The 18,134-nt window shown below is 40.3% G+C and carries 17 protein-coding genes; 15 read left to right on the top strand and 2 right to left on the bottom strand.

Translation table 11 applies throughout. The features are described 5' to 3' along the window. Window positions 1-9 precede the first annotated feature (9 nt). The 14 genes from nuoE to EXE09_RS10825 all read left to right on the top strand — a co-directional run bounded on the left by nuoE (window position 10) and on the right by EXE09_RS10825 (window position 14,884). Window positions 10-519 carry an NADH-quinone oxidoreductase subunit NuoE gene (gene nuoE / locus EXE09_RS10890; protein WP_068974057.1) on the top strand — a complete coding sequence of 170 codons (510 nt, stop codon included), beginning with the start codon at window positions 10-12 and terminating at the stop codon, window positions 517-519. Beyond that, on the top strand, window positions 516-1,847 hold the full coding sequence (nuoF, locus tag EXE09_RS10885; protein WP_068974056.1) for an NADH-quinone oxidoreductase subunit NuoF: 1,332 nt from the start codon (window positions 516-518) through the stop codon (window positions 1,845-1,847). Before nuoE ends, nuoF begins: the two co-directional genes overlap by 4 nt. 11 nt (window positions 1,848-1,858) lie before the next feature. After that, window positions 1,859-4,540 (top strand): NADH-quinone oxidoreductase subunit NuoG, encoded by a 2,682-nt coding sequence (gene nuoG, locus EXE09_RS10880; RefSeq protein WP_130117287.1) that lies wholly within the window; start codon window positions 1,859-1,861, stop codon window positions 4,538-4,540. 2 nt (window positions 4,541-4,542) lie between these two features. Continuing rightward, window positions 4,543-5,556: an NADH-quinone oxidoreductase subunit NuoH gene (gene nuoH / locus EXE09_RS10875; RefSeq protein ID WP_068974054.1), complete on the top strand. Its 1,014-nt coding sequence runs from the start codon at window positions 4,543-4,545 to the stop codon at window positions 5,554-5,556. Window positions 5,557-5,574: 18 nt separating this feature from the next. Further along, window positions 5,575-6,117 carry an NADH-quinone oxidoreductase subunit NuoI gene (nuoI, locus tag EXE09_RS10870; RefSeq protein ID WP_068974053.1) on the top strand — a complete coding sequence of 181 codons (543 nt, stop codon included), beginning with the start codon at window positions 5,575-5,577 and terminating at the stop codon, window positions 6,115-6,117. Then, entirely contained in the window at window positions 6,117-6,635 is a 519-nt protein-coding gene (gene nuoJ, locus EXE09_RS10865) for an NADH-quinone oxidoreductase subunit J (protein ID WP_171405010.1), read from the top strand. The genes nuoI and nuoJ overlap by 1 nt, the downstream gene beginning before the upstream one ends. Continuing rightward, window positions 6,635-6,943 carry an NADH-quinone oxidoreductase subunit NuoK gene (gene nuoK / locus EXE09_RS10860; RefSeq protein ID WP_068974051.1) on the top strand — a complete coding sequence of 103 codons (309 nt, stop codon included), beginning with the start codon at window positions 6,635-6,637 and terminating at the stop codon, window positions 6,941-6,943. Before nuoJ ends, nuoK begins: the two co-directional genes overlap by 1 nt. Further along, window positions 6,940-8,829, top strand: coding sequence for an NADH-quinone oxidoreductase subunit L (gene nuoL / locus EXE09_RS10855; protein WP_068974050.1), 1,890 nt, complete (start codon window positions 6,940-6,942; stop codon window positions 8,827-8,829). Before nuoK ends, nuoL begins: the two co-directional genes overlap by 4 nt. 7 nt (window positions 8,830-8,836) lie before the next feature. After that, the gene (gene nuoM, locus EXE09_RS10850) at window positions 8,837-10,441 is read left to right on the top strand and encodes an NADH-quinone oxidoreductase subunit M (RefSeq protein ID WP_171422394.1); all 1,605 of its coding nucleotides are present in this window, start codon (window positions 8,837-8,839) and stop codon (window positions 10,439-10,441) included. Window positions 10,442-10,443: 2 nt separating this feature from the next. Further along, window positions 10,444-11,946 (top strand): NADH-quinone oxidoreductase subunit NuoN, encoded by a 1,503-nt coding sequence (nuoN, locus tag EXE09_RS10845; protein WP_130117286.1) that lies wholly within the window; start codon window positions 10,444-10,446, stop codon window positions 11,944-11,946. A 121-nt stretch (window positions 11,947-12,067) separates the two neighbouring features. Continuing rightward, on the top strand, window positions 12,068-12,703 hold the full coding sequence (upp, locus tag EXE09_RS10840) for a uracil phosphoribosyltransferase (protein WP_068974047.1): 636 nt from the start codon (window positions 12,068-12,070) through the stop codon (window positions 12,701-12,703). A 67-nt stretch (window positions 12,704-12,770) separates the two neighbouring features. Further along, complete coding sequence (locus EXE09_RS10835) at window positions 12,771-13,922, top strand: hypothetical protein (protein ID WP_130117285.1); 1,152 nt, start codon at window positions 12,771-12,773, stop codon at window positions 13,920-13,922. 44 nt (window positions 13,923-13,966) lie between these two features. Further along, complete coding sequence (locus EXE09_RS10830) at window positions 13,967-14,497, top strand: hypothetical protein (RefSeq protein ID WP_130117284.1); 531 nt, start codon at window positions 13,967-13,969, stop codon at window positions 14,495-14,497. Between the two features lie 93 nt (window positions 14,498-14,590). Continuing rightward, on the top strand, window positions 14,591-14,884 hold the full coding sequence (locus tag EXE09_RS10825) for a cold shock domain-containing protein (protein ID WP_068974045.1): 294 nt from the start codon (window positions 14,591-14,593) through the stop codon (window positions 14,882-14,884). Between the two features lie 398 nt (window positions 14,885-15,282). Here EXE09_RS10825 and gigC read toward each other — a convergent pair whose 3' ends face one another. Then, window positions 15,283-16,164, bottom strand: coding sequence for a LysR family transcriptional regulator GigC (gigC, locus tag EXE09_RS10820; RefSeq protein ID WP_068974044.1), 882 nt, complete (start codon window positions 16,162-16,164; stop codon window positions 15,283-15,285). A gap of 82 nt (window positions 16,165-16,246) precedes the next feature. Here gigC and EXE09_RS10815 point away from each other — a divergent pair, with 82 nt between their 5' ends. Continuing rightward, the gene (locus EXE09_RS10815) at window positions 16,247-17,008 is read left to right on the top strand and encodes a ferredoxin--NADP reductase (protein WP_130117283.1); all 762 of its coding nucleotides are present in this window, start codon (window positions 16,247-16,249) and stop codon (window positions 17,006-17,008) included. 403 nt (window positions 17,009-17,411) lie between these two features. Here the strand turns inward: EXE09_RS10815 and EXE09_RS10810 are convergent, their stop codons facing one another. Then, window positions 17,412-17,834: a hypothetical protein gene (locus tag EXE09_RS10810; protein WP_068974069.1), complete on the bottom strand. Its 423-nt coding sequence runs from the start codon at window positions 17,832-17,834 to the stop codon at window positions 17,412-17,414. Window positions 17,835-18,134 lie beyond the last annotated feature (300 nt).

Below are 18,134 nucleotides of genomic sequence, written 5' to 3'. Positions count from 1 at the left end.
GTACGCATTATGATGATTTTGACTGATAAAAAGCCACGTGTGAATGTTGAAGGGATTTTAACTGCTGAAGAAATCCATGAAATTGAACATCACATTGGTCATTATCCATACCCACGCGCAGCATCTTTGGATGCCTTGAAATGCGTACAACGCCGTAATGGTTGGGTGGATGATGCGCAGTTACATGCAATTGCTCAATTATTGACAATTACAACTGCGGATTTGGAAGGTGTTGCAACTTTCTATAACCGTATTTACCGTCAGCCTGTGGGTCGTCACGTGATTTTATTATGTGATTCGATTGCTTGCTTCTTGATGGGTGCGGAAACTTTAGCGGAAGCTTTCCAACGTGAATTGGGTATTCAATTTGGTCAAACGACAGCTGATGGTCGTTTTACTTTATTGCCGATCTGCTGTTTAGGGAATTGTGACAAAGGTCCAACCCTGATGATTGATGAAGATACTCACGGTTTGGTTGAAGTGACTTCTGTGAAACAGTTATTGGAGAAGTATGTATGAATACCGAACCAAAACCAATTTATGGCGAAGGAAATCCTGAAACTCACCCACTCACATGGCGTTTGAGTAAACAGGAATTCGTTCGCAGCGCGGACGATTACGAAGCACTTGAAGGTTATGCTGGCTTTAAAAAAGCATTGGGCATGAAACCTGCTGAAGTGTTAGATGTAATCAAAGCAGCGACTGTAAAAGGTCGTGGTGGTGCCGGTTTCCCAGCAGGGATTAAATGGTCATTGATGGCACCAAATGATGGTGGTCCTCGCTACCTCATCTGTAATGCCGATGAAATGGAACCTGGTACATTCAAAGACCGTTTGTTGATGGAGAAACTTCCACATCAATTGATCGAAGGGATGTTGATTGCAGGTTATACCCTTGAAGCTACACAAGGCTATATCTTCATTCGTGGTGAATACATTGAAGCTGCTGGCTACTTAAATGAAGCTTTAGAGCAAATTCGTGCCAAAGGTTATTTGGGCGATAACATCCTTGATTCAGGATGGAGCTTTGATTTACACGTCCATACTGGCGCGGGTCGTTATATCTGTGGTGAAGAAACTGCATTGATTAACTCGCTCGAAGGTCGTCGTGCAAATCCACGTACTAAACCACCATTCCCGCAAGTTGCAGGTGCATGGGGTCGTCCTACGATTGTCAATAACGTAGAAACCTATAACAACTTACCAGCAATCATGTTACGTGGTGCTGAGTGGTATGTTGGTTTATCTCAAGGCAAATCGAAAGATCCAGGTACCAAGATTTTTGGCGCATCAGGTAAAGTTAAATTCCCTGGTCTTTGGGAATTACCATTCGGTACAACTGCACGTGAAGTCATCGAAGACTACGCAGGCGGTATGCGTGATGGTTTAAAACTAAAAGCTTGGTTACCAGGTGGTGCATCTACAGACTTCCTTGCAGCTGAACATATTGATTTGCCGATGGATGCTGAAAGCATCATGAAAGCAGGTTCACGTTTAGGTACATGTTTGCTTATGGTTGTGGACGAAACCCAATGTATGGTTTCTGCTACCCGTAACTTAGAAGAATTCTTTGCACGTGAATCATGTGGATTCTGTACACCATGCCGTGATGGTTTACCTTGGGCTGTAAAAGCACTAAAAGCAATTGAGAATGGCGAAGGGAAGATGGAAGACATTCAACATCTTCAAGAGCTTACTCGTAAGTTGTGGATTGGTAAAACATTCTGTGCTCATGCACCGGGTGCGATGGAACCATTGATGGGTGCGCTCAAATATTTCCGTAGCGAGTTTGAAGCTAAAGTGACAGATCGTCCTGTAGCGCAAGCAAGCAACGTAGAACAAGTTTAAGGAATTCGACTATGGCTACAATTCATGTCGATGGAAAATCGTATGAAGTCAATGGCTCGGAAAACTTGCTACAAGCATGTTTGAGTCTCGGCATCGACATCCCATATTTTTGTTGGCATCCAGCTTTAGGTTCTGTCGGTTCTTGCCGTCAATGTGCTGTGACTCAATATGCGAACCCTGAGGATACTCGTGGTCGTTTGGTCATGTCATGTATGACGCCTGCATCTGACAATACCTATATCTCGATTGAAGATAAAGAAGCAAAGGATTTCCGCGAATCTATCGTGGAATTCTTAATGACCAACCACCCACACGACTGTCCAGTCTGTGAAGAAGGTGGTCATTGTCATTTACAAGATATGACTGTGATGACACAACACGATCGTCGTCGCTATCGTTTTACCAAGCGTACACATCATAACCAAGAGTTAGGTTCTTTCATTGCACATGAAATGAACCGTTGTATCGCGTGTTATCGTTGTGTTCGTTACTATAACGACTATGCGGGCGGTACAGATTTTGGTGTATATGCCAATGCATCACGTGTTTACTTCGGGCGTCCAGAATCAGGTACTTTAGAGTCTGAATTCTCGGGTAACTTGACTGAAGTATGTCCAACAGGTGTATTCACGGACAAAACGCACTCAGCACGTTATAACCGTAAATGGGACATGCAGTATGCGCCAAGCGTATGCCAAGGCTGCTCTTCAGGTTGTAATATCTCTCCGGGTGAGCGTTATGGTGAATTACGTCGTGTAGAAAACCGTTTCAATGGTGAAGTGAACCAATACTTCCTTTGCGATAAAGGTCGTTTCGGGACAGGTTATGTGAACCGTGAAGATCGTCCACGTCAGCCACAATTCCGTAAAGGTGCTTCTGTAGAAACTGTTTCAGTCGATACAGCATTGGATACGGTGATTGCAAATGTTCAAGGCAAAAAAGTCTTGGGTATTGGTTCGCCACGTGCATCACTTGAATCTAACTACGCACTACGTGAGTTAGTTGGTCAAGAGAACTATTCAACAGGTCTTTCTCAGAAAGAACAAAATCTTGTTGAATTGGCTGCTTCAATCATGCAAACCGAAGGTGTTTATAACCCTGGTATGCGTGAAATCGAAAGCTATGATGCTGTGTTAATCTTAGGTGAAGACTTAACACAAACTGCACCACGTATGGCATTGTCTGTTCGTCAAGCTGCGAAAAACAAAGCAAAACAAATGGCTGCAGACCGTCGTACTCAAGATTGGTTAGCTGAACCAGTTAAACGTATTGGTCAAGATGAGAATTCTCCAATTTACATCTTGGCTGCAACTCAGACTCGTTTAGCCGATGTTGCTGCGGGTGAAGTTGTTGCATCTCCAAACGATATTGCACGTTTAGGTTTTGCAATTGCTGCGGGCGTGAAAGGCGAAGCGATTCTGGGTTTAGATGATGATGCGAAAGCATTTGCACAAACCATTGCCGATACTTTGAAAGCTGCGAAAAAACCGTTGATTATCTCTGGTACAAGTTTACAAGATCCTGCAATCATGGAAGCGGCTGCACAAGTTGCACAAAACCTTGGTAATGCTGGCTTGACATTGACTGTTCCTGAAGTGAACTCAATGGGTATGGCATTGTTTGGTGGTCTAAGCTTAGAACAAGCATTTGCACAAGATTATGATTCAATCATTGTGGTTGAAAATGATTTGTTCCGCCGTTTACCTGCAACTCAAGTACAAGCAGCTTTTGCTAAAGCGCAAAGCGTGATTGTTCTTGACCATTCAGAAACTGAAACTGTAAAAGCTGCGAATGTTGTATTGTCTGCTGCAAGCTTTGCTGAAGGCGATGGTACGGTTGTTTCTCAAGAAGGTCGTGCGCAACGTTTCTACCAAGTTTATGACCCAAGTTACTACAAACCAGAACTTGCGATTAAAGAATCTTGGCGTTGGTTACATGCCATTGAAACGGGTGTGAAAGGCAAAGCGATTTCATGGACATTGCTTGATGACGTAATCGAAAGCGTTGTGAAAAATGTACCTGTACTTGAAGCGATTCAAGATGTTGCACCAGATGCGGGCTACCGTGTTCATGGCTTAAAAATTGCGCGTGAACCACGTCGTTATTCAGGTCGTACCGCGATTCGTGCGCCATTAAACGTACATGAGCCTAAACAACCTATCGATAAAGATTCTGCACTAACATTCTCTATGGAAGGTTATGTAGGGAATCAAACACCTGCAGCATTGGTACCATTTGCATGGGCACCAGGTTGGAACTCTCCACAATCTTGGAACAAATACCAAGACGAAGTGGGCGGTCACTTAAAAGGTGGTGATTCAGGCGTTCGTTTATTTGATCGTTTAGCAAAACGTCCTGCACGTAGCTATGTTGCACCAACAGCAGTTGTGGCAAACCCAGACAGCTTCCGTCTTGTACCAATGCATCACATTTTTGCTTCTGGTGAATTCACTGTGAAAACACCTGCGATGGAATCTCGTATTCCAACTGCTGCTTTTGCAGTGGGTGAGCAAGATGCTGCACGCTTAAATGTTCAAGATGGTCAAAACATCACAATTAAAGCAGGCGAAACTTCAATTAGTTTGCCAGTGCAAGTGATTGAATATTTACCTACAGGTTATATCGGTTATCCAGTAGGTCAAGCGCCTACAGTTTCACTCGCTGAACCTGTATCTGTAGCGGTAGGAGTGTAATCATGAATGAATCTTTACGCGCCCTACCGACATGGGCACAAGATTGGCCAATCGCGTATAGCGTGATTCAAGCCATTGTGATCTTGTTGGTTGTGGTTTTGCTTGCAGCATTGATGTCGTTCATTGAACGTCGTTTGCTGGGCTTATGGCAAGACCGTTACGGTCCGAATCGTGTAGGTCCGGGCGGTATGTTCCAGATTGTTGCCGACATGTTGAAAATCATGTTCAAAGAAGACTGGACACCAAAATTCGTAGATAAACTGACTTTCCGTTTAGCACCAGGTGTTGCGATGGCAACAGCAGTGCTTTCGTTCATGGTTATTCCTGTTTCACCTTACTTAGGTGTGGCAGACATGAGCATTGGCTTATTGTTCTTTATGGCAATGGCAGGGATCGCAGTTTATGCTGTGTTATTTGGTGGTTGGGCATCGAATAACAAATATGCATTACTTGGTGGTTTACGTTCTGCTGCACAAACCATTTCTTATGAAGTGTTCTTGGGTATTTCATTGATGGGTGTAGTCGCAATTGCAGGCTCATTCAACTTACGTGAAATCGTAGAAGCACAACGTGATGTATGGTTCGTGATTCCACAGTTTATTGGTTTCATGATCTTCGTGGTGGCTGGTGTTGCAGTTACGCATCGTCATCCATTTGACCAACCAGAAGCTGAACAAGAATTGGCTGAAGGTTACCACGTAGAATACGGTGGTATGAAATGGGGGATGTTCTTCGTTGCTGAATACGTCAACATCATCTTAATTTCTGCATTGATCGTGACTTTATTCTTTGGCGGTTGGTTAGCACCATTTAATTTAAACATTCCATTCATTCCAGATGCGTTCTGGTTCATTATCAAAACAGCATTTTTTGTAATGATGTTCGTCTTGGCTCGTGGTTCATTAATGCGTCCGCGTTATGACCAAGTGATGAACTTTGGTTGGAAAGTGTGTTTACCACTTGCATTGGTTAACCTTTTGGTGACTGGTGCTGTGATTCTGATGAATCAAGCCTAGGACAGCAGGGAGTACAAAATGTATAAAATTCTAGCTGGCGTAGGAACTATTGTGCGTTCGTTGTGGATGGTGTTTAGCCATGCGACACGTAAACGTGACACAATTTTATATCCTGAAGTTCCAGCCGAACAAATCGTACCTCCGCGCTATCGTGGTCGTATCGTATTAACACGTGATCCAGATGGCGAAGAGCGCTGTGTTGCGTGTAACTTATGTGCTGTTGCATGTCCTGTTGGCTGTATCTCATTACAGAAAGCTGAAAAAGAAGATGGACGTTGGTATCCAGAATTTTTCCGCATCAACTTCTCACGCTGCATTTTCTGCGGTATGTGTGAAGAAGCATGTCCAACAACTGCAATCCAGTTAACACCTGATTTCGAATTAGGTGAATATGTACGTCAAGATCTTGTTTATGAGAAAGAAAACTTACTCATTTCTGGTCCAGGTAAATACCCAGACTACAATTTCTACCGTGTAACTGGTATGGCAATTGACGGTAAAGAAAAAGGTCAAGCGCAACGTGAAAGCGCACCTGTTGACGTACGGAGTTTATTACCATGATGTGGCCATTTTATTTAATGGCTCTCGTGGCCATCGTATCTACGGTTCGTGTTGTGACCAACGCGAATCCAGTACATGCATTATTAAGTTTGATCGTGTCTTTACTTGCTGTTGCAGGGATGTTCTTAACGATTGGTGCTCCATTTGCCGCAGCGCTTGAAATCATTGTCTATGCGGGTGCGATCATGGTGTTGTTCGTATTCGTTGTTATGATGCTGAATCTTGGTCAACATACTGTTGATCAAGAGCGCAAATGGTTGACTTCAGATGCTTGGGCTTATCCTGCACTTATGAGCTTCCTCGTGGGCTTATGTTTAGTGTGGATGTTGGGTTCAAGCTACACGACTGGTGGCGCAGTACTTGGTACTCAAGTTGTTGGGCCAAAAGCTGTTGGTCAATCGCTCTTTACCCACTATTTATTATTGGTTGAAGTTGCCGCGATGTTATTGCTTGCAGCACTTGTTGCGGCATACCACTTAGGCAAACGTGTACCAAGTGCAGAAGAGGATAAACAGTAATGGGCAACATTCCTTTAGAACATGGTTTAATCGTTGCAACCATCCTTTTTGCACTGGGTTTATACGGTGTAATGGTTCGTCGCAATATTTTATTTATGTTAATGAGCCTTGAGATCATGATGAATGCAGCAGCATTGGCATTCGTTGTGGCAGGAAGTGCATGGGCACAACCTGATGGTCAAATTATGTTTATTTTGATCCTTACTCTTGCTGCGGCAGAGGCTTGTATCGGTCTTGCGATCGTCCTTCAGTACTATCATCGCTTCCATCACTTGGATGTAGATGCTGCTAGTGAGATGCGCGGATGAGTTATTTATATTTAACGATTTTATTCCCGCTCATTGGTTTTATCCTTTTAGCGGCAGGGCGTAATAAACTTCCTGAAAATGTAGCAGCAATTATTGGCGCGGGTTCAGTTGGTCTTTCTGCATTATTTGCATTGATTGCTGGTATGGACTTTGTCAATACTGGTTCAGTTGCACAAACTCAACATCTTTGGACTTGGTTCAATGTGGGTGGTTTTGCGCCAGGTGTGAGCTTACATTTAGACGGCTTATCATTGTTAATGATGGGCATGATCACAGGTGTGGGTTTCTTGATTCACATTTTCGCTACGTGGTATATGCGTGGTGAAGAAGACTTCGCACGTTTCTTCTCATACTTCAACTTATTCGTTGCAAGCATGCTCGTGCTTGTATTGGGTGACAACTTAGCGTTGTTATTCTTAGGTTGGGAAGGTGTAGGTCTGTGTTCTTATCTATTGATTGGTTATTACTACCAAAATCCTGCAAATGGTTTTGCTGCACTCAAAGCTTTCACTGTAACACGTGTGGGTGATGTATTCTTACTGATCGCATTGTTCTTGCTTTATCAACAATTTGGTACTTTACATATTGGTACGATTGTTGAAACAGCACCACAAGTTTTAGCACTTGATCATAATCTAGCGCTTTGGACTTCATTGATGTTGTTCTTGGGTGCTGCGGGTAAATCTGCACAAATCCCATTACAAACATGGTTGGCAGATGCGATGGCTGGTCCTACACCAGTATCAGCATTAATCCATGCTGCAACAATGGTAACAGCAGGTGTTTACTTGTGCTGCCGTATGTTCTCTGTGTTTGAAATGACACCAGAAGTGATGCAGTTCATCTCGATTACAGGTGCTGTAACATTATTGGTTGCTGGTTTTGCTGCATTGGTTCAAACCGACATCAAACGTATTCTTGCTTACTCAACCATGAGTCAGCTCGGTTATATGTTTATGGCTGTAGGTGCTGAAGCTTACCAGGCTGGTCTATTCCATATGCTTTCTCACGCATTCTTCAAGGCATTATTATTCTTGTCTTCTGGTGCGGTGATCTTGGCGTATCATCATGAACAAAACATCTTTAAAATGGGTGGTTTGCGTCATAAAAATAAATTCTTATTTGCGTGTTTCTTGATCGGTGGTGGTGCATTAGCTGCTATTCCATTTGCAACCATTGGTTTCTTCTCAAAAGATGCGATCTTGGGTGCTGTATGGGTTCAAGGTCAGTCAATTGCAACATTCGGTTGGTTGTATTGGGTCGGTGTAGCAGGTGCATTCTTAACTTCGATTTATACATTCCGTTTAATCTGGGTTGTATTCTTCGGTGAAGAAAAAACTCCTTATCACGAAATCAAAGGTGCAACTTACTGGTTACCTCTTGGTATTCTTGCAGTACTTTCAACAGGTTTAGCTTATTTCCTAAAAGCACCTGTGGAAAAAGCACTAACTGCTGCAAAAATTCCTGTATTTGAAGTGTCAGAAGCTTTAACACACGGTATGCATTCTGCTGAATATACCGCAGTGGGTATTGCACTTGTTGGTCTTGCTGTTGGTGTTGTGTTATTTGCTTTTGCTTATAAATCAGTTAAAGCATTCGCAGCAACAACTTTAGGCGCTGGTCTTGCCAATATCTGCCGTAATGCATTTGGTTTTGATTCTTTATACAACATTGTATTTGTTCAACCTTATTTATTGATTGCGAAAATTTTAGGTCGTGATCCAATTGATGGCTTGTGGCTTGTATTACCTGCGATTGTGAAAGGTGGTAACAAATTTACAAGTACCCGTCAAACAGGTTCATTACGTGAATATGCATCAAGTATGTCACTCGGTGTAGTGGTATTGCTGATGATCTTGATCGTGATTCAGGTAGTGGGGAAATAAGATGGAAATCACAAACAATTGGATTTTACCCGCACTGATTCTTGTACCTTTTATTGCAGGTTTTGCGTGTTGGTTAGTCGATAAACTTGATCAACATTTACCTCGTTATATCGCACTTGTGGGTATGCTCGTTACTTTGGGCTTGACTCTCATTTTGTGGCAACAAGGTGGATTTAGCTATGAGTTGGGACAAAAAGTCCCAGCTTGGGCTGCCGAATTTTATTTACCATGGATTAAAACCCTAGGTATTAATATTCATTTAGCTGTAGATGGTCTTTCACTTCTGATGGTTGGTTTGACTGCATTACTGGGTGTACTTGCAGTGGGCTGTTCATGGGGTGAAATTCAAAAGAATGTCGGTTTCTTCCACTTAAACCTTTTATGGTCTTTGGGTGGTGTAATCGGTGTTTTCCTTGCGATCGATATGTTCTTGTTCTTCTTCTTCTGGGAGATGATGCTGGTTCCGATCTACTTCTTGATCGCACTTTGGGGTCATAAAGGCGCAGATGGTAAATCACGTGTTTACGCAGCGACTAAGTTCTTCATCTATACGCAAGTTGCTGGTTTAATCATGCTCATCGGTATCCTAGGCTTAGTGGTCTACGGTTACATGATGACAGGCATGATCGGTTTTGATTACAACTATTTATTAGCTGTTGCCAATACTTTAGATCAACAAGCACCACACATTGCTTATGCATTGATGATCTGTTTGTTTATCGGTTTTGCGGTAAAACTTCCAGTTTTCCCATTACATGGTTGGTTACCAGATGCGCATGCGCAAGCACCTACAGCAGGTTCTGTAGACTTGGCAGGTATCTTGATTAAAACTGCGGCTTACGGTTTATTACGTTTTGTGATTCCGTTCTTCCCAGCAGCGTCTGCACAATTTGCTGATATTGCAATTATTCTTGGTTTAGTTGGTATTTTCTACGGCGCTTGGTGTGCTTTCCAACAAACAGATATGAAGCGTTTACTTGCGTATACATCTATTTCGCACATGGGCTTTGTATTACTCGCGCTTTATGCAGGTAATATCTTAACGTTCCAAGGCTTAATGATCATGATGTTAGCGCATGGTTTATCTTCTGCTGCATTGTTCATTATGTGTGGTCAAGTGTATGAGCGTTTACATACACGTGATTTACGTTTGATGGGTGGTATTCGTGGTCAATTCCAATATTTACCATTCTTCTTAATGTTCTTTGTATCAGCACTTGTAGGTATTCCTGGTCTAGGTAACTTTATTGGTGAATTCCTGATTCTTATGGGTTCATTTGCTAAGTTCCCTACATTTACTATCATTGCTGCGATTAGTTTAGTTTTTGCAGGTCTTTATGGTTTGATTTTGATCCATAAAGCATTATTTGGTACGCCAAATGAAGAGCAAAAACAGCATTATCAAAGTCCATTAAAAGATTTAAATGTTCGTGAAACAGTGATTTTATTGATTTGTGCATTCGGCCTAGTTTGGTTGGGTATTTACCCACAAAGCTTCCTTGATATTTCAAACTCAAGTATGGCGTGGATTGCAAATAGCTATATCCCTGTTCAAGATGTTGTAGATACAGTTCAACAAGTTGTATCTCAACAAAATGTGGAGATCCAATAGTCATGAATACCACTGTATCATTTTCGGATCTCATGCCTTTAGCACCAGTATTTATTGTTGCTTTAACGGCTGTTGTAGTGATGATTTTAACCGCGATCAAGCGTAATCATAATTTGATTGCGACTGCATCGGTGGTGGGTTTAAACCTTGCTGCAATTGATATTTTATTCATGATGTTTGGTGGGAGTTTTGCACCATCAAATGTCATGAATATGTTTATGGTTGATCCATTTACATTGTTTTACCAGCTTACAATTCTGATTGCAGCATTGGCATGTTCTACATTGTCTCATGCGTATATTGAAACGTATAAAGATAACCGTGAAGAACTTTATATCTTGATGTTGGCTTCAGTTGCTGGTGCGATGTTAATGGTGGCAAGTGCTCACTATGCATCGTTCTTTATTAGCTTAGAGTTAATGTCGATTCCTGTTTACGGTCTATTGGCTTATACATATCAACGTGAAAAATCTTTGGAAGCGGGTATTAAATATCTCGTGCTTTCAGCGACTGCTTCGGCAATGTTATTGATGGGTATGGCATATATCTATGCTTATACTGGTTCATTAACATTCTACGAATCTTTCCAAGGGTTGTTCCAAGCGATCCAAACGGGTCATGCGGCAGTGATTATCGGACTTGGTCTGATCATCTTTGCCATTGGTTTCAAATTGTCTCTTGCTCCATTCCACAAATGGACACCAGATGTTTACCAAGGTGCGCCTGCGCCAATCGCGACTTTCTTAGCAACTGTTGCTAAGGTTGCAACCATTGGTTTAATGATTCGTTATTTGCTTACTTCGGGTGCAATTTTAGTTCCTTCAATGATTACGATTTTGACTGTGATTGCAGTACTTTCGATCCTTGTAGGTAACTTCCTTGCAGTTCGTCAAGTGAACTTAAAACGTATCTTGGGTTATTCATCAATCGCACACTTCGGTTATTTATTGATTGCTTTAATCAGCATGACCTATGCAAGCCTTGGCAGTGTGAGCGTTTATGTGGTGACTTATACATTGACAACAATCGGTGCTTTTGGTGCGGTTGCGTTGATGTCTAGCCCATATAACAACGTTGATGAAGCTGAATCACTTGCGGATTACCGTGGTTTGTTCTGGCGTCGTCCTGTTCTTACTGCAACTTTGACTGTGATGATGTTATCTCTTGCAGGTATTCCATTAACAGCAGGTTTCATTGGTAAGTTCATGGTGGTGATGGCTGCTGTAACAACTCAACATTGGTTCCTTGCTGCAATGGTTGTTGCGGGTAGTGGTATTGGTTTGTACTATTACTTACGTGTCATGATCGTGATGTATATGACTCCACCAGAAAACCCACGTATCGACGCAGTTGACCATTGGGGACAAAAAGTGGGTGGTATCATGGTTCTTGGCGCTGCTGCATTAGTATTATTAATCGGTATTTACCCAGACCCAATCATCAATTTTGCATTGAAGTCTGAAATTTTATCTCCGTTGCACTTTTTAATGAGTCAACAACAGTAATCGCAAAAAACTATTGCGGTTAACAAAAAAAGCCCTCATTCATTGAGGGCTTTTCTTATCTCTTATATAAAAAACATTTATAATAGTGGAAATTTACTTTTATCCTTTTAGGTGTACTCCCGTGTCTATTCAAGAAATTCGTCATCCGCTTATTCGTCATAAATTAGGTTTATTACGTCGTGCTGATATAAGTACTAAGAATTTCCGTGAACTTGCCCAAGAAGTCACTATGCTTTTAACGTATGAAGCAACAAAGGATTTACCTGTATGTGACCATGAAATTGATGGTTGGAATGGTAAGGTGACTGTCGATCGTATTGCGGGAAAAAAAATTACGGTTGTACCTATTCTACGTGCAGGTATTGGCATGTTAGATGGTTTTTTAAATTTGATTCCAAGTGCTAAAGTGTCAGTGTTAGGTTTAGAGCGTGATGAAGAAACGCTTGAAGCACGTACTTACTATAAAAAATTAGTCCCAGATGTACAAAACCGTTTAGCCATGATTATTGATCCAATGTTGGCAACAGGTTCTTCGCTTGTTGCAGCAATCGATGTATTAAAAGCTAGCGGTTGTAAAGATATTCGTGTCATGGTGTTGGTTGCTGCACCTGAAGGGATTAAACGAGTCGAAGAAGCGCATCCTGATGTGACGATTTTTACAGCATCTATTGACCAAGGTTTAAATGCAAATGGCTATATCGTACCTGGTTTAGGAGATGCTGGAGACAAGATCTTTGGTAGTGTGCAAAAAGATTAAAAATTTAGTATGATCAAAGGAGGCTATGGGGAGCCTCCTTTTTTATTATAAATTTAAAGAGAAAAAAATGTTTCGTAAGGGGATAGTTACATTTTTTGATGATGCGTTGGGTAAGGGATTCATCGAAATAAATACAGATCAACAGTCAGTTGGTTTTTTACTTGAAGATTTTTCAAATGCATCACTTTTGCCACAAGTAGGTGAGAGGGTTAAATGTGTTGTGTTAGAACAAGATGGAGAATTATTGGCAAAATTTATTGTTCGCCTAGATCATAAAAACCATAATGGTGATGCAAAAAAACAGCTGGTAGTTAATGCGATTAATGATGATCATTCGTTTGAGAATATTCAAACTGTTCGAAAGATGCTGAAGAAAAGAAGAATTATTCTTGAAAATGAAAATACAGCGATAGACTCTAAGTTAAATGAGATAAAACCAGTTGAACACATAGATGCTATTCAGCCTGATGAGCATATTCAGTTAGAAGATACACTCACACAGCGCGAAGTGATCTTAGATGACCTTGTTGAAGTTGAATTTAGTCAAGTTTCAGCAGAAGTTGAAAATACCCAAATATCTACTGAGGAAAATAACAAATCAGTTGATAATCAAATAGTTGAAATAGATGAAAATGAAGGCCTTGAGAGAACGAGTTTAAAAGATTACACCCCTGAAAATATTGATCTGTCAGAAGTGCCAAATGAGCCAACTGCAACTAAAATTGCAGAAATTCAACCAATAAAAGTACAAACTCAGCCGAATGAAAATACATATGATCATGTAGGCAATGGGCAATTAGAAAATGACCAAGTTGTATCAGCTGCTTGTGCTTCAACAGTTGCAGCTGAGATGGTTTTATCCGAACAAACGGATATTCAACAAAACCATCAATATTTAAGTAATCAGGTTGATCAACAGTTGCTTGAAAAAAATATGAACTTTAATTTTTTTCAAAGATTTATTCAAAAAATTAAAGTAAAATTTTTATATTCAAAAAGAAAGCAAGGTACCAAAGTGAAAACGGATAGTACACGTTTCCACTTAAATCCTTTGATTGTGGTGATGGGGGCATTTGTATTACTGTGTTTGGGGAGTGTTAAATATGCTTATGAGCGTTATCAGCAGTATAAAGTTGAAACGGAATTGAAACTTCAACAATATGAAAAGCAGCAACAGGACGTGATCAAAAAACAAAAACAAGAAGCACATGCGAGATAAGTTTAAAGACTTAAGTGATGTGTTTCAGTTTTCATGAGAAGAGAATGTTTATGTTTTATTTGGGGCAAGTGATTGAATACCATGAAGACAAGGGCTATGGGCTCTTGTTGGATCAGGATTCAGCAGAAACAGTTAAATTCTTGATTGATGATTTTCCTCGGCAGGGTGGTCAGCCTAAAAAAGGGGAAACGGTAAAGTATATTGTCATCAATCATAAGGGCGTGATTAAAGCACATCAAATGGTACGTTTAGATGTGGCGATGAGTAATGAGCTGTTAAATAAAAAGGTTGATATTTCAAAGCAAAAAAATATTCTGAAAAAAGGTAAACACAATGGCAGTAAATTTGGCATTGTATCAGTCGTTATGTCGGTTATTTTTGCTGGGTTGATTTATTTTGTTTTCGCAGCCTGGGGACAATATAAAACGTATCAAGATGAGCAAAGTGCGAAATTTGCCTTATTGGAGAGTCAGCAAAGGCAAATTGTAGAACAACAGCGTAAAGATGTTGGGCATGTGAAATCAGTGCATTTTAGTGAAAAGTCTAAAGATGCACTAAATGAGAATGCTAAATAATACATTGTAATTTTAGTTTTTAAGCTCATATTTTTCATTCGAAAGGGAACAAGGCTATAATACGATGAGTAAATCAAGTAATGAGGCATTGTAATGAAATCTGAATATCAACAAGGGAAAATAAAGCAATACCATTCAGACAAAGGCTTTGGCTTTATTGGTGGGCTTGAGCAAGATATTTTCTTTCACATTTCAGATTTTCCTTTGGAAGAAGGTGAGCCTAAGCGCAATGAAAGAGTGAAATTTTTGGTGGTTGAAAACGGTGATAAAGTGAAAGCTGTTAAAATCGAACGTGTAGAAGACAATTCTGCAAAAGCAAAAAAGACCAAAGTGGTTAAACATAATAACGCGATTACCGATAGTTTATTGTCAAATTTTAGAAAGTAAGTTATTGATAAGTGAAATAAAAAAGCTCCATGTGGAGCTTTTTGCATTTGATTGAATAGTAAGTAACGTCAGTTCGATAAATTATTTTAATAATTTCAGTAGGGTAAGGTTTTTGTAAGGTTCATTGTGACGGAGTCTTATCGGTTTTGTTCATATATTAGGATTAGCCTTCGGCTCGACCACACTCTTACGAAACGATGTTTCTCATTCGGCAAAAGTGGGCAAAACCATTGTCCTTCGCAGAACTCGTCAGCTACCGAAATATATCAAGATTATCGCAAAAACATTAACTTGCAAGTTGAGCCCTGCCTCAAACAATTGCGAAGGACGTTTTCGCGTATCAAATTTTTAGAAGAAATCAACTCTGAACCCAGGTTAAGTATATATGAGGTCAATAATTATTTTTCTTCGCAAAACTTCATAAAAGCTTTTAAGCCAGGCCCCTGATATTTTTGGCGGTGAACTAGCATAAATAAAGGACGAGTCAGTTGCCAGAATGGTGTGTTTAAAATCACCAATTGACCTTTATCAATCAATGGTTGGATGGCTAATTTGGAAATACATGACATGCCTAAACCACCAGCAACGATTTTAAGAATCGCTTCGTTATGTCCAAGTGTTAGACGGATATTGGCATCTTCTAAATCTTTCAATATTGCATTATCAAAGACTTCACGTGTTCCTGAACCCTCCTCACGTAAAATCCATTCCACATGTTGGAAATCAGACTGTCTGAGTTCACGGTGTAAGTTGGCTAGAGGATGACTTGGTGCGCAACACACAGCCAGTTCATCATCACGCCAATGGATACATTGCAGTTGTGGTAGGAAACAAGAACCTTCAATTAACGCTAAATCAAGCTGAAATTGATTAACAGCTTCAATCATTTGACGGGTATTGCCTACTTGAAGTTGTAAATGCGCTTGAGGTTGTTCTTGTAAAAAATCAGCCATTAAATCAGGCATTAAGTAATCACTAATGGTCAGTGTTGCACCAATTCGAAGATCAATACTTTGTAACTCACCTTTGGCTGCTTGTTCAAAAGCTTCACAGCGCCCTAAAATCTCTAAAGCTTGAGGAAGCAAGAAGCGACCAAGATCGTTCAGTTGTAAGCGTTTACCAAGACGATCGAATAAAGGCGCACCTAAGCCATCTTCTAAATCTGCCAAAGCCATACTTGCCGCACTTTGAGTCAGCCGAACAGCATCACTCGCTTTGGTCACGGTGCCTTCTTGAGCAACGGCAACGAAAACAGCCAATTGGCGTAAAGTCATTCTCATGCGTATAGCCTTAACATTTTAAATTTTCATAGAATTGGAGTCATGCTACCATGAGCACTATCATCCATGCCACGAAGAAATCATGTCAATTGAAAAATTTAGCGTAGAAAAGGTTTTGTCTGTTCATCGCTGGACCAATACTCTTTTCAGTTTCACCATGACTCGTCCTGCTCATTTTAAATTTACTGCTGGTCAGTTCGCCCGTATCGGCTTAAAAGTGGGTGATGAATTGGTGGTGAGAGCCTATTCAGTTGTTTCCTCTCCATTTGATGAAACACTCGAGTTCTTTTCAATTGTTGTGCCAGATGGTGCATTTACTTCGAATCTACAGCATCTCCAAGTAGGTGATGAACTGTATTTAGAAAAAGTGCCATACGGTTTTTTAACTTTGGCTCGCTATCAATTACCATTACCTAAAGATTTATGGCTTTTGGCAACAGGTACAGGTTTAGCGCCGTTTATTTCTATGCTTCAAGACTTCGAAACATGGTCTAAATATCAACATATCAACTTGGTTTATAGTGTAAGAACTGAGTCAGAACTCGCTTATGTTGAACGTATTCAAGAAATTGCTGAAACTTTTGGCGAAGGACATACAGGCTTTAAATTTATCCCCATTATTACTCGTGATCCACATGCGACTTTGCATGATCGTGTACCGATTTTGATCGAAAATGGTGAGCTAGAAAAAGTGGCAAATCTTCAATTCAATATAGATACAACACATGTAATGTTATGTGGTAATCCACAAATGGTGGATGATACCAAAGCAGCGTTAAAAGCACGTGGTTTGGTCATGAATCGTCGTGGTGAAGGGAATATTGCAGTAGAAAACTATTGGTAATCCAAAATTGAATGTGGCATGTTAAGCGCTATCCATAAAATTATAATTGTAATAAATGAAAAAAATTGGTTTAGCGCTTCAGATTGCTTACGTAATTGGACTATTCATCACAGTTGCGATGCTTTTGTATAATGAAATGACATGGAGTGCCGGCAGTTGGGGGAATTTAGGGAAAGCCTTAGTTTCCCTAGTTATCCTCATATATGCGTCATTGTATACACTGATTTTATTGATCATTTCAATTTGTTTATGGGGATTCAATCGCAATAGCTCAGATAAAGATTTAACGACGCTCTATTGGGCAATGAAACTTTATGGGATCACTTTCGTTTTACAACTATTGTACTTGTTCTCAGTTGGAATAAAGCTTTAGGGATGTTTGTCGAGTGATTTAAAGCATGTATCAATGCACAAACATATCCATAAATTCACGTAACTCATGAATTGCTGTTTCAACATCCGTCGTTAACCAAGTCGGTTCAAATAAACCTGCATAATGTTCTAAGCGGTCAGCAGGTACAACCAAACGAATTGGACATTCTTCTTCGAGCAAACGCCAAGGAATAATTGGGACTTCATTATCCAAAAAAGTAACAACATCTCGAATATCAATGATCATGGCATTGATACATTCAGGAAATGGCATGACAGAAAGTTCATCTGTACGGCGACGAAAATATTCTAAGTCGCCCCATTTTAAAACATAGCTTGGCTTACTAAACTCAATAATTCCAACGAGATGCCCGTCTCTTGAAGTATGTAAAAAACATTGATGAGTGACGTCAGTGTCTAAGTCTAATGAGACACTTTGTCGTGGATAAGCCATATCGATCGTAGCCAAAAAATGGGGCATATAGTATAGCTCATTTCACTATCAAGTATTGCTTATCGCTAAAATTTACTTTTGTTTAAAATATTTTACACACAGCCGTTCAATTGCCTGATAGTATAAAAAAACATCAATATGATGGAGGTGGATGTTATGAGACACGATTTCAATAAACCATCTTATATAACCAGTCGTGAAGATATAGCACATAAGAATCGCTTACCTATTTACATGCTTATTCTTGTGGGGTTATTTCTTATTTCATTACTCGTTTATATGGCAGCCGACTGGCTTTAA

This window comes from Acinetobacter sp. WCHAc060025, assembly GCF_004209355.1.
GTDB classification, from domain to species: Bacteria; Pseudomonadota; Gammaproteobacteria; order Pseudomonadales; family Moraxellaceae; genus Acinetobacter; species Acinetobacter wuhouensis.
Note: the sequence above shows the minus strand (reverse complement) of the source record. Positions and strands in the feature narration are given on the sequence as shown.